The sequence below is a fragment of the Caulobacter segnis genome (genome assembly GCF_029543125.1).
GTDB classification, from domain to species: Bacteria; Pseudomonadota; Alphaproteobacteria; order Caulobacterales; family Caulobacteraceae; genus Caulobacter; species Caulobacter segnis_D.
Window position 1 is genome coordinate 850,897 of record NZ_JARQWW010000002.1, and the last position, 14,985, is coordinate 865,881.

The window sequence follows — 14,985 nt, forward strand, 5'->3', positions numbered from 1 at the left end:
TCATCTTGCCACGCAGGCGCGGATCAGACCGGGGCGCGGTTCTTCACCAGGTCGTCGACCACGGACGGGTCGGCGAGGGTGGAGGTGTCGCCCAGGGCGCCGATCTCGTTCTCGGCGATCTTGCGCAGGATGCGGCGCATGATCTTGCCGGAGCGGGTCTTGGGCAGGCCGGGGGCCCACTGCACGGCGTCGAGGGTGGCGAAGGGACCGATCTCCGACCGCACCCAGGCGATCAGCTCCTTGCGCAGCTCTTCGCTGGGCTCCACCCCCTGATGCAGGGTGACATAGGCGTAGATGCCCTGGCCCTTGATGTCGTGGGGATAGCCGACGACCGCGGCCTCTGTGACGCCGGAGTGGCCGACCAGGACGGACTCGATCTCGGCCGTGCCCAGGCGGTGGCCGGAGACGTTGATCACATCATCCACCCGACCGGTGATCCAGTAGTAGCCGTCCGCGTCGCGGCGGGCGCCGTCGCCGGTGAAGTACTTGCCCGGATAGGTGCTGAAATAGGTGTCGATGAAGCGCTGGTGGTCGCCGAAGACCGTGCGCATCTGGCCGGGCCAGCTGTCGGTGAGGACCAGATTGCCGCTGATCGCGCCGTCCAGGACCTTGCCCTCGGCGTCGACAAGCTGTGGCTTCACACCGGGCATGGGCTTGGTGGCCGAACCGGGCTTCAGGTCGGTGGCGCCGGGGAGGGGCGAGATCAGCACGCCGCCGGTCTCGGTCTGCCACCAGGTGTCGACGATGGGCAGGCGGCCCTCGCCCACCACGCGATGGTACCAGAGCCAGGCTTCCGGATTGATCGGCTCGCCGACGCTGCCGAGCAGGCGCAGGCTCTTGCGCGAATTGTCGGTGACGAAGTGGTCTCCCTCGCGCATCAGGGCGCGCAAGGCGGTGGGGGCGGTGTAGAAGATCTCCACCTTGTGGCGGTCGACCACCTCCCAGAAGCGGGCCGGGGTGGGATAGTTGGGCACGCCCTCGAAGATCAGGGTGGTCCCGCCGTTGGCCAGGGGGCCATAGACCACATAGCTGTGACCGGTGACCCAGCCCACATCGGCCGTACACCAGAACACCTCGCCGGGGCGGTAGTCGAAGACCAGCTCATGGGTCCAGGCGACCCAGGTCAGATAGCCGCCCGTGGTGTGCAGCACGCCCTTGGGCTTTCCGGTGGAGCCGGAGGTGTAGAGGATGAACAGCGGGTCCTCGGCGTTCATCGGTTCCGGCGGACAATCGGCCGGAACGCCGTCCTTCACGTCGCCATAGACCACGTCGCGGCCGGCGATGACCGGCACGTCCTTGCCGGTCAGGCGGACCATCAGCACCTTGTCGACGGCGGCCTGCTCCAGGGCCTTGTCGACATTGGCCTTCAGCGGAATGCGCTTGCCCCCGCGACAGCCTTCGTCGGCGGTGATGACCACCTTGGAGCCGCAGTCCTCGATCCGCCCGGCGATGCTGTCGGGCGAGAAGCCGCCGAACACCACCGAATGCACCGCCCCGATGCGGGCGCAGGCCAGCATGGCCACGGCGGCGACAGGAACCATGGGCAGGTAGATGGTGACCCGGTCGCCCTTGCTGACTCCCAGCGACTTCAGGACGTTGGCCATGCGGCACACCTCGGCGTGCAGCTCGCGATAGGTCAGCTTGCCGCCGGCTCCTGGCTCGTCGCCCTCGAAGATGATTGCGGTCTCGTCGCCGCGCGTCGCCAGGTGGCGGTCGATGCAGTTGGCGCTGACGTTCAGCACCCCGTCCTCGAACCAGCGGATGCGAAAGTCGTCCTTGTCGAAGGAGACGTCCTTGATCCTGGAGGGAGCCTTGATCCAGTCCAGCCGTCCGGCGACGTCGCGCCAGAAGCCGTCGGGGTCGGCCTCGACGCGGGCGACGGCGGCCGCGTAGGCGGCCTTGTCCATGTGCGTCTTGGCGGCCCACTCGGCCGGGACCGGAAACAACTCGTCGCTCAAGGGTCTTCTCCCGCTTATCGTTGCGGGGAACTATGCGGACCGCGAGAGGCGGCGCAAGCAGACCAATCGACTATCCGACGCGGAAGTCTTATACGCCGCCGCTATGTATCAAGGTCTCTCCCACACCGCCCAGGCCGCCAAGGCGTGGCCGTTCGAGCAAGCCCGCGCCCTGCTGGCCCGCGTCCTGCGCATCCGTCTGTCCGACGCCGAGCGCGATCTCGCCGCGACGCTGATCAATGCGGGCAAAACGGACGAGGCGGTGAAGACCCTGCCGGCGCTGCAACGGCCGGTGATCTTCGAGACCGGCTACGGCCCGTCGGGCCTGCCGCACCTGGGCACCTTCGGCGAAGTGGCGCGCACGACCATGGTCCGCGCGGCGTTCCGCGCCCTGACCGACGACGCCATCCCCACGCGCCTGATCTCGTTCAGCGACGACATGGACGGCCTACGCAAGGTTCCCGAGAACATCGAGAACAAGGCGGTGCTGGAAGCGGACCTCGGCAAGCCCCTGACCGTGGTGCGCGACCCGTTTGGCACGCATGACAGCTTCGGCGCGCACAACAACGCCCGCCTGCAGGCGTTCCTCGACGGCTTCGGCTTCGAGTACGAATTCATCTCCGCCACCGACTGCTACAAGGGCGGCCGTTTTGACGAGACCTTGCTGATCGCCCTGGAGCGTTTCGACGCCATCCAGAAGGTGATGCTGCCGACCCTGGGCGAGGAGCGCCGCGCCACCTATTCGCCGTTCCTGCCGGTGAGCCCGACCACGGGCCGCGTGCTGCAGGTCCCGACCCTGGAGCGCAATGTCGCCAAGGGCACGATCGTCTTCGAGGATGAGAACGGCGAGAAGACCGAGGTTCCGGTCACCGGCGGCCATGTGAAGATGCAGTGGAAGCCCGACTGGGCCATGCGCTGGACGGCCCTGGGTGTCGACTACGAAATGGCCGGCAAGGACCTGATCGACAGCGTCAAGGTCAGCTCGCAGATCTGCAAGATCCTGGGTGGGACGCCGCCGGAAGGGTTCAACTACGAGCTCTTCCTCGACGAGAACAACCAGAAGATCTCCAAGTCCAAGGGCAACGGCCTGACGATGGAGGACTGGCTGCGCTACGGCGCGCCCGAGAGCCTGTCCTACTACATGTTCCAGAGCCCGAAGTCGGCCAAGAAGCTGTACTTCGACGTCATCCCCAAGGCGACGGACGAGTATCTGCAGCAGCTGGACGCCTATCCGCGCCAGGACGAGAACCAGCAGCTGGGCAATCCGGTGTGGCACGTCCATTCGGCCCGCCCGCCGCAATACGGCTCGCCGGTCAGCTTCTCACTGCTGCTGAATCTGGTGTCGGCGGCGGATGCGTCCACCAAGGATATCCTGTGGGGCTTCCTCAGCCGCTACATCCCCGGCGCCGACGCGCAGAGCCAGCCGCTGCTGGACCGCCTGGCGGGCTACGCGATCAACTACTACGAGGACTTCGTGAAGCCGAACAAGGCGTTCCGGGCTCCGACCGAGCAGGAACGCGCGGCCATGCTGGACCTGCTGGCCCGCTTCAAGGCCCTGCCGGAAGGCTGCCAGGACGCGGAAGTCATCCAGAACGAGGTCTATGCCGCGGGCAAGGATGGCGGGTTCGAGCCGCTGCGCGCCTGGTTCCAGGGTCTGTATGAAGTCCTGCTCGGCCAGAGCCAGGGGCCGCGTTTCGGCTCATTCGCCGCGATCTTTGGTCTGGATCGGACGATTCAGCTCATCGAGAGCAAGATTATTGCGGACTAATGACGGTTAACGGAGAATTAATTCTGTCATATCCAGCATTACAGGTATGTAATTGCATTAAATGGGCGTAATGACGGCAAATTAACATGACCATTCCCTGAGCGGCGAGGTATCTCTTCCTCACGTTCAACGGCGGCCGAGGAATGGTCGCCCACTAGGGGAATAAGATCATGTTCAAGACCGTCATCACCGCCGCCGCTCTCACTGTCGCTCTGGCCGGCGCCGCCCAAGCCCAAGTGTCCGTGAAGGTCTCCGACCTGGACCTGTCCAAGGCCGCCGGCGCCGCCAAGCTGGAGCAGCGCATCGCCCGCGCCGGCCGCGCCGTCTGCAACACCGAGCGCGCCTCCTGGTCGCGTGCTCCGGAATGCCGCGCCGCTGTCCGCGCTGAAGTCCAGTCGCAACTGGCTTCGACCAACGCGATCCAGCTGGCCTCGCGCTAAGCCGAGCTAATCCTCCCGGACATACCCCCCCAATCCTCCAGTTCGGGAGGATTCAAGGAGCGGGCCGCCTTCCTCCCGGGCGGCCCGCTTTTCTTTTGCCTGAAGCCTCGCCGTGGCCGCTCAAGAGCGGCGGCGCCGCAATTGCGCCGTTAAAAGCAACTTTTGCATCTTTCAGCACTGTTTGAATTAATTGTCGCGATGAATACAAAAATGTTGCTTTGATTTGTCTTGATTAAATCAGTGTAATGACTCCGAGTTAAGATGCGTTCTTTATGACGCGGCAGTATTCATTTCCTCGGTTCACAACGACGGCCGCCAAGCCCCCGCAAGGCCGTCAGCACCGGAGAGTTGGAAATGCTCAAGACCGTTCTTGCCGCCGCAGCCTTCGGCAGCTTCATCATCGCCGCCGGCGCCAGCCAGGCTGAAGTGGCCGTGAAGTTCAGCGACCTCGACCTGACCAAGGCGTCCGGCGCCGCCAAGCTGGAGCAGCGCATCACCCGCGCCGGCCGCGCCCTGTGCGCGCAAGACCGCGGCTCCTGGGGCCGCCAGGCCGACTGCCGCGCCGCCGTCCGCCAGGAATTCCAGACCAAGCTCGCGGCGGTCCGTCCGGCGGTCCAGTTCGCGGCCCGCTGATCACTGTAGAACAGGCGTCGATGGGCCGCTCCGTTCGGGGCGGCCTTTTCGTTTGAGCTATTGGCTGGCCCAGAGGATCCGGGCGATCCAGGCGATTTCGCGCCGGTCGAGGGTGCGGCCCTCATACTCCGGATTGAGCGAGGCCAGTTCGATGCGGCTGGCGGTGATGCGGACCAACTCCTTGGCCATCACTTCGCCCTCCAGGGTCTTGACCACCACGCGGTCGCCGCGCCGGGCCTCGGTGGCCGGGGAGACCACGATGCGGTCGCCGTCGCGATAGACGGGGGACATGGAGTCTCCGGCGATCTCCAGGGCGTAGACGCCGTCCTTGGCCACACCAGGAAAGTCCACCTCGTCCCAGCCCTGGCCGACCGGATAGCCGGCGTCGTCGAAGAAACCGTCGGAGCCCGCCTGGGCGAAGCCGATCAGGGGCACGCCGCGATGGGCGACCGGGCGGCCGCCCTCGGACAGGGCGGCGAATTCGCTGAGACTGACGCCGGTGGCGTCCAGGACCTTGGCCAGGCTTTCGGTGGACGGCCAGCGGGGGCGGGCGTCCGCCTCGCCGCCGAAGCGCTTGGAGCGGTTGAAGCTGGTGGCGTCGAGGCCCGCCAGCTTGGCCAGGGCCGACGGCGTCATGTCGAAGCGCGCCGCCAGGGCGTCGATGGCCGACCAGATCTGCGAATGGGAGAGCGGCGACATGGCCCTGCGGCCCGTATCCTTGCAGCGTGGTATGAGGAAAATAGGTCGCCCATTTAGGAATGTAAACCTAGAATAGGTTGTCATTCATCGCCCCGCCAGGTCGCGAGCGCGAGGACGCCTGCCGTCCCGAACCCCGCGATGCCGATGACCTGCAACTAGGCGCTGGCATCGCCGGCAGCGCCATAGATTCGGGCCATATGCGCCGCCGTAGCGATCGCCTGAAACCCGGCGGCGACCGTCGGCCAATCGCGCGGCGACTCCCACGCCATGGACAACAGACAGGTCAGCACGGCCAGATCGATCGCCAGAGTGGCCCGTGGCGTCGGCGACGATCTGGGTCAGGAGGGTGGCGATCCAGGCCAGGCTGAATAGGGCCGCGGCAACGCGCTCTTTCGGACCGCCCACGCGCGGGGCCTCCATCTCCGCCGCGAGCAGGCGCTTGGCGACCTGAGCGGCGATCTGCGGGTTATCCAAGCTGGTTTCCCGAGATCACGGTTGAGGCTGAGCGTCGCCGCGCCCGGCGGTGGTTATCAGCGGCATGCAGAGCCATTCGCACGGCGGCCCTTGCGTTGACGCTAACGTAAAGGGAATATAGAGTTCTCGAACAACAAGACCGCAAAGGTCGAGACAGGGAGCCGTCTGATGCTTGCCGAGCTGCGTCGTCCGGAGCGGACCTTCACGATCCGCCAGCTATGCCAGGAATTCAAAGTCACTCCGCGCGCCCTGCGCTTCTATGAAGACAAGGGTCTGCTGGCGCCGTCGCGCGACGGGATGAACCGGGTCTATTCCTACAAGGATCGCGCCCGCCTTCAGCTCATCCTGCGCGGCAAGCGCGTGGGCCTGCCCCTGGCGGAGATCCGCGACATTCTCGAGCTCTACGGCGCCGAGGACGGCCCGGTGATGCAGAGCGCGCATTCGCTCAAGCGTTTCCGTCAGCGCATCAGCGAGATGGAGCAGCAACGCGAGGACATCGACCAGGCGATCAGCGAGCTGAAGACCGCCTGCGAGCGTCTGGAGAAACAACTGGCCGAGGTGCGCCCCGACCTGCTGCCGCGGGCGGAAGACTACGACCAGATGTTGCGGGCCCGTCTCGACGGCCACACCTATCCCCTTTCGGCCAAATAGCCGTTTTCAACGCCTTCCCAGTTCGGAGCACCCATGGCTTACCAACCGCCCGTCCGTGACCACGCCTTCCTGCTGCGGGACGTGCTGAAGATCGACCAGTACGCAGAGCTGCCGGCCTTCGCCGACGCCTCGATCGACGTGGTGGACCAGATCATCGAAGAAGCCGGCCGCTTCACCGGCGAGGTGCTGGCCCCCCTGAACGGCGTCGGCGACAAGCAGGGCTGCGTCTGGAATCCGGATTTCACGGTCAAGACGCCGGACGGCTTCAAGGAAGCCTACAAGCAACTGTGCGAAGGCGGCTGGACGGCGATCGGCTCCGACCCGAACTATGGCGGCCAGGGCCTGCCGCACGTGGTGAACCTGTCGTTCTCAGAGATGAGCAGCTCGGCCAACATGGCCTTCTCCATGTATCCGGGTCTGGCGCATGGCGCCTATTCGGCCATCCACTACGGCGGCTCGGACGAGCAGAAGGACCTCTACCTGCCCAAGATGGTGTCCGGCGAATGGACCGGCACCATGAACCTGACCGAGCCCCACTGCGGCACGGACCTGGGCCTGCTGCGCACCAAGGCGGTCCCGCAGGCTGACGGCAGCTATCGCATCACCGGCCAGAAGATCTGGATCTCGGCCGGCGAGCACGACATGGCCGACAACATCGTCCACCTGGTCCTGGCCCGCATCGAAGGCGCGCCGGCCGGGGTGAAGGGCATCAGCCTGTTCATCGTGCCGAAGTTCCTGCCCAAGTCCGACGGTTCGGTGGGCGAGCGCAACGAGGGCGCCAAGTGCGTGGGCCTCGAAGAGAAGATGGGCATCCACGGCAACGCCACCTGCGTCATGCAGTACGAGGACGCCAAGGGCTGGCTGATCGGCGAGGAGAACAGCGGCCTGAAGCTGATGTTCGTGATGATGAACGAGGCCCGTCTGGGCGTCGGCCTGCAGGGCGTTGCTCAGGCGGAGGCCGCCTATCAGGCCGCCGTCAGCTTCGCCAAGGACCGCCTGCAAGGGCGTTCCCTGACCGGCCCGAAGAACCCGGACGGCCCGGCCGATCCGATCATCGTCCATCCGGACGTGCGCCGCATGCTGCTGGACTCCAAGGCGACCATCGAAGGCGGCCGCGCCTTCCTGTTCTGGACCGCCCTGCACGGCGATCTGGCCCACGCCCACCCGGACGAGGCGGTGCGCCAGAAGGCCAACGACTACATGGGCCTGCTGACGCCGGTGCTGAAAGGCTACCTGACCGACAAGGGCTTCAAGATCTGTTCGGACGCCATGCAGGTTCACGGCGGTTCGGGCTTCACCGAGCACTTCCCCGCCAGCCAGTACCTGCGCGATTGCCGCATCGCCTTGATCTATGAGGGGACCAACGGGATCCAGGCCCTGGACCTGGTGGGCCGCAAGCTGGCGGCCAACGGCGGGCGCGCGGTGATGAGTTTCTTCGCCGAGGTCGATCAGTTCGTGGGCGAGAACGGCGACGACGCCGAGCTGAAGCCGTTCATCGACGGTCTGGCCTCCGCCAAGGCGCAACTGCAGGACGCCACCCTGTGGCTGATGCAAAACGGCCTGCAGAACCCGGACAACGCCGGCGCGGCGTCCACCGACTACATGCACCTCTTCGGGCTCACGGGCCTGGCCTATATGTGGGCGCTGATGGCCAAGGCCTCGCTGGCCAAGATCGCCGAGGGCTCCACGGACCCGCTCTACGCGACCAAGCTGACGACCGGCCGATATTTCGTCGAACGCCTCTTGCCTGACGCGGCGTCGCATCTGGCGAAGTTGAAGACGGGTTCAGCGACGCTGATGTCGCTGCCGGCGGAGGCTTTCTGATCATGGGCGTGCTTCAAGTTGAACGGCCGGCCTTCATGGCCGAAGAGGACATGGTGATCTTCGAGGACGCCGTGGGCCGTTTCTTTGACGAGCACGCCCCCGAAAGCACAGTGGCCCGCTGGCGCGAAAACGGCGTCGTGGACCGCGAGATGTGGACCAAGGCGGGGGAGGCGGGCCTGCTCTGCCTCTCCACGCCCGAGCAATATGGCGGTCCGGGCGGCGACTATCGGCACGAGGTCGTGCTCATGGAGCAGCTCGGCCTCAAGGGCGTCGACGGTTTCGGCGCCAGCCTGCACAACGCCATCGTCGCGCCGTACATCTTCCACTACGGCACCGAGGAGCAGAAGCAGCGTTGGCTGCCGCGCATGGCCACCGGTGAGCTGGTCGGCGCCATCGCCATGACCGAGCCGGGCGCGGGCTCCGACCTGCAAGGCGTCAAGGCGACGGCCGTGAAGCAGGGCAACCAGTACGTCATCAACGGCTCCAAGACCTTCATCACCAACGGGCAGACCGCCAACCTGATCTGCGTGGTGGCCAAGACCGACCCGTCACAGGGCGCGAGGGGCGTGTCGCTGATCTTCGTGGAGACCGACGGCGCCGAGGGCTTCGAGCGCGGCCGCAACCTCGACAAGATCGGGCACGAGGCCCAGGACACCTCCGAGCTGTTCTTCAACGACGTGAAGGTTCCGACGGAGAACCTGCTGGGCGTGGACGAGGGCCAGGGCTTCTTCCAGCTCATGGGCCAGCTTCCGCAGGAGCGCCTGAACATCGCCGTCCAGGGCATGGCGACCATCGAGCGGGCGCTGACCGTGACCCTCGACTACGTCAAGAACCGCAAGGCCTTCGGCAAGGCCCTGATCGATTTCCAGAACACCCAGTTCAAGCTGGCCGAGTGCAAGACCGAGGCGACCGTCGCCCGGGTCTTCGTCAACCACTGCATCGAGCAGCATCTGGCCGGAAAGCTGGATGCGGCCACCGCCTCCATGGCCAAGTACTGGGTCAGCGATCTTGAGAACAAGATCGTCGACGAGTGCCTGCAGCTGTTCGGCGGCTACGGCTACATGAACGAATATCCGATCGCCCGCATGTACCGCGACAGCCGTGTGCAGCGCATCTACGGCGGCACGAACGAGATCATGAAGCTCCTCATTGCGAGGACGCTGTGACCCCCCAAAACCTGAACTAGTACCCGCAGGAAGGAGCCACCCCCATGGCCGACGCTTACATCTTCGACGCCGTGCGCACCCCGCGCGGCAAGGGCAAGAAAGACGGATCGCTTCACGAGATCACGGCCCTGTCCCTGGCCACCCAGGTCCTGGAGAACCTGCGCGACCGCAACAACCTGGACACCTCCAAGGTCGATGACGTGGTGCTCGGCTGCGTCGCCCCGGTGGGCGAGCAGGGCTCGGACATCGCCCGCACCGCCGTGCTGACCGCCGACTACGCCGAGACCACGGCCGGCGTGCAGATCAACCGCTTCTGCGCCTCGGGCCTGGAGGCGGTGAACATGGCCGCCGCCAAGGTGATGAGCGGCGAGGCCGACATGGCCATCGGCGGCGGCGTCGAGAGCATGAGCCGCGTGCCCATGGGCAGCGACGGCGGCGCCTGGCCGACCGACCCGTCCAGCGCCTTCAAGACCTATTTCGTCCCGCAGGGCATCAGCGCCGATCTGATCGCCACCCTGTATGGCTTCAGCCGCGACGACGTGGACGCCTATTCGGTGGAGAGCCAGAAGCGCGCCGCCAAGGCCTGGGCCGAGAAGCGCTTCGAAAAGTCGGTGATCAAGGTGAAGGACCAGCTGGGCCTGACCATCCTGGATCATGACGAGCACATGCGTCCCGACACCTCGATGCAGAGCCTGGCCTCGCTGAACCCCTCCTTCCAGGGCATGGGCGACATGGCGTTCGACTCGGTGGTCACCCAGCGCTACCCGCAAGTGGAGCGCGTGAACCACGTCCACCACGCGGGCAACAGCTCGGGCATCGTCGACGGCGCCGCCGGCGTGCTGATCGGCACCAAGGAGATGGGCGACGCGCTGGGCCTGAAGCCCCGCGCCCGCATCAAGGGCATGGCCTCCATCGGCTCGGAGCCCTCGATCATGCTGACCGGTCCGTCCTTCGTGACCGAGAAGGTGCTCAAGAAGCTCGGCATGAACGTGGCCGACATCGACCTCTACGAACTGAACGAGGCCTTCGCGGCGGTGGTCCTGCGCATGATGCAGGCCCTGGATATCCCGCACGAGAAGATGAACGTGAACGGCGGCGCCATCGCCATGGGCCACCCTCTGGGCGCCACCGGCGCGATGATCCTGGGCACGGTGCTGGACGAGCTGGAGCGGACCGACAAGGAGACCGCCCTGGTCACCCTGTGCGTCGGCGCCGGCATGGGCACCGCCACGGTCATCGAACGCGTCTGAACCTCGATTTCAAGGAACTAGAGTGATGGAAAACTTCAAGATCGAGGTTGATGGCGACGGCGTGGCCCTGGTCACCTTCGACGTCCCCGGACGCAGCATGAACACCCTCACCGCCTCCGTGATCAAGGAGATCGGCGAGGTGGTGGAGCGCATCAAGACCGACGCGGCCATCAAGGGCGCGGTGATCACCTCGGGCAAGGCCAGCGGCTTCTGCGCCGGGGCGGACCTGGGCGAACTGGGCGGCTCCGGCGGCCTGGGCGGCGGCGATCTGCAGCAGGCTTTCGACGCAGGTTTCGCCTTGAACAAGGCGTTCCGCGCGCTTGAAACCTGCGGCAAGCCGGTGGCGGCGGCGATCAACGGCCTGGCCCTCGGCGGCGGGCTGGAGATCACCCTGGCCTGCCATTACCGCGTGGTCGGCGACAATCCGAAGACCCAGCTGGGCCTGCCGGAATCCAAGGTCGGTCTGCTGCCGGGCGCCGGCGGCACTCAGCGTCTGCCGCGTCTGATGGGCGTGATGCAGGCCGCGCCGTACCTGCTGGAAGGCAAGTCGATGAAGCCGCAGGAGGCTCTGGCCTTCAAGGTGGTCAATGAGGTCGTCGCACCGGGCTCGGAAGTCGAGGCCGCCAAGACCTGGGTGAAGACCAAGGGCGATCCGGTCGCTCCCTGGGACAAGAAGGACTTCAAGCTTCCCGGCGGCGGGCCCTACACCCCCGGCGGCAGCCAAGTGTTCGTCATGGGCAACGCCATGCTGCGCAAGCAGTCCTACGGCAACTATCCGGCACAGCTGAACATCATGAAAGCGGTCTATGAAGGCCTGCAGGTGCCGATCGATGCAGCTCTGCGGATCGAGACCCGCTACTTCCTGAAGACGATCATGTCGCCCCAGGCCAAGGGCATGATCCGCACCCTGTTCCTGTCGCTGCAGGAGCTGGGCAAGGGTTCGGGCCGTCCGGCCGGCGTGCCGCAGTACGATGTCAAGAAGGTCGCCGTGCTGGGCGCCGGCATGATGGGCGCGGGCGTGGCCTATGTTCAGGCCATGGCCGGCATCGAAACGGTGCTGATCGACCAGACCCAGGAAGCCGCCGACAAGGGCAAGGGCTATGCCGAAGGCCTGGTGAAGAAGGCCGTCTCGCGCGGCAAGCTGACCCAGGAGAAGGGCGACGCCATCCTCGCCCTGATCCACCCGACCGCCGACTACGCCCAGGTGAAGGGCTCCGACCTCGTCATCGAGGCGGTGTTCGAGAACCGTGAGGTGAAGGCCGAGGTCACCAAGAAGGCCGAGGCCCAACTGGCCGAGACCGCCGTGTTCGGCTCCAACACCTCGACCCTGCCGATCACCGGACTGGCCGAGGCCTCGGCGCGTCCGGCCAACTTCATCGGCATCCACTTCTTCTCGCCGGTCGACAAGATGGGCCTGGTCGAGATCATCATGGGCGGCGAGACCAGCCAGGAGACCCTGGCCAAGTCGATCGACTACGTCCTGAAGATCCGCAAGACCCCGATCGTCGTGAACGACTCCAGAGGCTTCTACACCTCGCGCTGCTTCGGCACCTTCGTGCAGGAAGGCCTGGAGATGCTGGCCGAGGGCATCGCTCCGACCATCATCGACAATGTCGGCCGCGCCACGGGCATGCCCCGCGGTCCGCTGGAGATGAACGACGACGTCGCCCTGGACCTGTCCTACAAGATCGCCCAGCAGACCAAGAAGGACCTCGGCGACAAGTACGAGGACCGTCCGTTCACCCCGATCATCGAGAAGATGGTCGCCGAGCTCGGCCGCTACGGCCGCAAGAACGGCAAGGGCTTCTACGACTATCCGGAAAGCGGCCCCAAGACCCTGTGGAAGGGCCTGGCCGACGTGGCGCCCGTGAAGACGGCCGAGGCCGACAAGGCCCTGATCGAGGAGATCCGCACGCGGCTTCTCTATCGTCAGGCGGTCGAGGCGGCGCGCTGCTTCGAGGAAGGCGTCGTGGTCGATCCGCGTGAAGCCGACGTCGGCGCCATCCTGGGCTGGGGCTTCGCGCCCTGGACCGGTGGTCCGATCAGCCTGATCGACGGCGTGGGCGCGGCGAAGTTCGTCGAGACCTGCGATCAGCTGGCGCAGAAGTACGGCTCGCGCTTCAGCCCGCCGCAGCTTCTGCGGGACATGGCCGCCAAGGGCGAGACCTTCTACGGACGCTTCGCCGGGGCCCAGAAGGCCGCCTAAGGCGCGTCTCGCATCCTGATGCGGAAGGGCCGGCTCCTGGTGAGCCGGCCCTTATTCGTTGCGGCGAATTGTCCATCCGCCTGCCCGCAAGCGGTGATTTTACAAACCATTAGCCGTGCCCTGCGATCCTGAGGCTCTTACGGGTGAGGAAGATGGCCTCCTATTCCGAGCACTATGCGGGCCTGATGCGGGCGCTCGCGGCGCGGCGCGCGGGCGCGCCCGTGCGCCTGTCCATCACCTTCGCCGTCTGCTGCCTGATCTTCGCCGTGATGGGCTCCGCCTGGGCGTGGATCTGGGGCTGGGGCCTGGCCTACGCCGCCGTCGACATCTTCGGATATGTTCTCAGGGGCAGCCGTCTGGCGGAGCATTGGCGGGAGCCGACGCGACTTCGGCTGGCGGTGATGACGATCGTGGCGGGGACGCCGTCGACCCTCTGGGCCCTGGCCGCCGTGCCCATGTGGACGGTCCGGGAGTTGAACGAGTTCGCCCCGGTCTGCGCCTTCCTGCTGCTCGGCGGCGGCCTGCTGCAGGTCATCGCAGCGTCATCCTATTCACGTCTGGCCTTCCTGGCGATGGTCACGCCGATGATGACGGTGGCCGCCGGGGTGGTCCTGCTGGACCCTGACGTGACGCCGATCACCAAGGCGGTTCTGCTGATCGGCGGCGGGCTGGTGGGCGTGAACGCCATGATCGCCTGGCGGATGTCGATGTCCGCCGTCCTGCGCGAGCGGGCCATCGCCGCCGAACATGAGCGCCGCCGCGCCGAGGCCGAGGCCACCGCCGCCGCCAAGTCGGCCTTCGTGGCCGTGGTCTGCCATGAACTGCGCACCCCGATCAGCGCCATCCTGTCCGGCGCGGCCGTGCTGGAGCGCAACGCGCCGGATGCGGCCACGCGCACCCACACCCAGGTGATCGGCGACGCCGGGTCGATGATGCGCAACCTGCTCAACGACCTGCTCGACCTGTCGAGGATCGAGGCGGGGCGCCTGTCGGTGGAGGCCGTGTCCTTCGACGCTCGTCAGACGCTGTCCGACGTCATGCGTCTTTGGCGGCCGGAGGCGATGAAGAAACAGCTTCGGCTTCGGATCGAAGGATCGGCGGGCTTGCCGCGCTGGCTGCAGGGCGACCCGACCCGCCTGCGGCAGATCCTCAACAACCTGCTGTCCAACGCCATCAAGTTCACGCCTTCCGGTTCGGTGACGCTGAAGGTGAACGCCGAGCCGCGGCGCGACGGGCGTCTGGCCCTCGAGCTGAGCGTCGTGGACACAGGGCCGGGCTTTGATGACGAGGCGGCCCAGCGCCTGTTCACCGCCTTCAACCAGCTGAACGCCGGCGTTGCCGCCAAGTATGGCGGCTCGGGTCTGGGTCTGGCGATCAGCCGTGAGCTGGCCCGCCTGATGGGTGGCGAACTGACCGTCGAGAGCCGTCCGGGCGCGGGCGCGGCCTTCACCCTGTCTCTTGATCTCGAGGTGGCGGCCTCCCCGCCCGCGGCCAACGTGCCGACCCTGGCGGGAGTCCGGGTCCTGGCGGTCGACGACCACGTCCTGAACCGTCGCGCCCTGGAGGTGATCCTGGAGCCCTTCGGCGTGCTGCCGGTGACGGCCGATTCCGGCGAGACGGCCTTGGAGATTCTGGCCCGGCAACCCTTCGACGTCGTGCTGATGGACCTCTACATGCCGGGCATGGACGGCCGGGACGCCGTGCGCCGCCTGCGTCGCGAGGCGGGGCCGAACCAGAAGACGCCGGTGATCGCCGTGACCGCTTCGGCCACCGACAAGGACTGGGAGGATTGCCGGGAGGCCGGCATGGAGGCCCATGTGGCCAAGCCGGTCATTCCGGCCGAACTGCATGCCGCCCTTCGCCAAGTGCTGACGTCTCGCGCCATAGCGGCGGAAGCCGCCTGACTCGCCCGGTCGCGG

At 66.4% G+C, this 14,985-nt stretch carries 11 protein-coding genes; 9 read left to right on the top strand and 2 right to left on the bottom strand.

The features are described from left to right. Nucleotides 1–23: 23 nt before the first annotated feature. Complete coding sequence (acs, locus tag P7B02_RS08815) at nt 24–1,958, bottom strand: acetate--CoA ligase (RefSeq protein ID WP_277785946.1); 1,935 nt, start codon at nt 1,956–1,958, stop codon at nt 24–26. Between the two features lie 103 nt (nt 1,959–2,061). On the opposite strand from acs, the gene P7B02_RS08820 reads away from it, so the two are divergent. From P7B02_RS08820 to P7B02_RS08830, 3 genes are all read left to right on the top strand, one after another. Then, nucleotides 2,062–3,723: a lysine--tRNA ligase gene (locus P7B02_RS08820; protein WP_277785947.1), complete on the top strand. Its 1,662-nt coding sequence runs from the start codon at nt 2,062–2,064 to the stop codon at nt 3,721–3,723. A 170-nt stretch (nt 3,724–3,893) separates the two neighbouring features. Further along, a complete protein-coding gene (locus P7B02_RS08825) occupies nt 3,894–4,163 on the top strand; it encodes a UrcA family protein (protein ID WP_277785948.1) in 270 nt (89 codons plus the stop codon). 354 nt (nt 4,164–4,517) lie between these two features. Beyond that, nucleotides 4,518–4,796: a UrcA family protein gene (locus P7B02_RS08830; protein WP_277785949.1), complete on the top strand. Its 279-nt coding sequence runs from the start codon at nt 4,518–4,520 to the stop codon at nt 4,794–4,796. Between the two features lie 57 nt (nt 4,797–4,853). Here the strand turns inward: P7B02_RS08830 and P7B02_RS08835 are convergent, their stop codons facing one another. Continuing rightward, nucleotides 4,854–5,495 (bottom strand): S24 family peptidase, encoded by a 642-nt coding sequence (locus tag P7B02_RS08835; RefSeq protein WP_277785950.1) that lies wholly within the window; start codon nt 5,493–5,495, stop codon nt 4,854–4,856. A 642-nt stretch (nt 5,496–6,137) separates the two neighbouring features. On the opposite strand from P7B02_RS08835, the gene P7B02_RS08840 reads away from it, so the two are divergent. The 6 genes from P7B02_RS08840 (at nt 6,138) to P7B02_RS08865 (ending at nt 14,970) form a co-directional block, all read left to right on the top strand. Next, nucleotides 6,138–6,620, top strand: coding sequence for a MerR family transcriptional regulator (locus P7B02_RS08840; protein ID WP_277785951.1), 483 nt, complete (start codon nt 6,138–6,140; stop codon nt 6,618–6,620). Between the two features lie 33 nt (nt 6,621–6,653). Beyond that, the gene (locus P7B02_RS08845) at nt 6,654–8,444 is read left to right on the top strand and encodes an acyl-CoA dehydrogenase C-terminal domain-containing protein (RefSeq protein ID WP_277785952.1); all 1,791 of its coding nucleotides are present in this window, start codon (nt 6,654–6,656) and stop codon (nt 8,442–8,444) included. 2 nt (nt 8,445–8,446) lie between these two features. After that, complete coding sequence (locus P7B02_RS08850; protein ID WP_277785953.1) at nt 8,447–9,610, top strand: acyl-CoA dehydrogenase family protein; 1,164 nt, start codon at nt 8,447–8,449, stop codon at nt 9,608–9,610. A 44-nt stretch (nt 9,611–9,654) separates the two neighbouring features. Then, nucleotides 9,655–10,860: an acetyl-CoA C-acetyltransferase gene (locus tag P7B02_RS08855; protein ID WP_277785954.1), complete on the top strand. Its 1,206-nt coding sequence runs from the start codon at nt 9,655–9,657 to the stop codon at nt 10,858–10,860. A 25-nt stretch (nt 10,861–10,885) separates the two neighbouring features. Next, the gene (locus P7B02_RS08860) at nt 10,886–13,066 is read left to right on the top strand and encodes a 3-hydroxyacyl-CoA dehydrogenase NAD-binding domain-containing protein (protein WP_277785955.1); all 2,181 of its coding nucleotides are present in this window, start codon (nt 10,886–10,888) and stop codon (nt 13,064–13,066) included. A 152-nt stretch (nt 13,067–13,218) separates the two neighbouring features. Beyond that, the gene (locus P7B02_RS08865) at nt 13,219–14,970 is read left to right on the top strand and encodes an ATP-binding protein (protein WP_277785956.1); all 1,752 of its coding nucleotides are present in this window, start codon (nt 13,219–13,221) and stop codon (nt 14,968–14,970) included. The last annotated feature ends 15 nt before the right edge of the window (nt 14,971–14,985 follow it).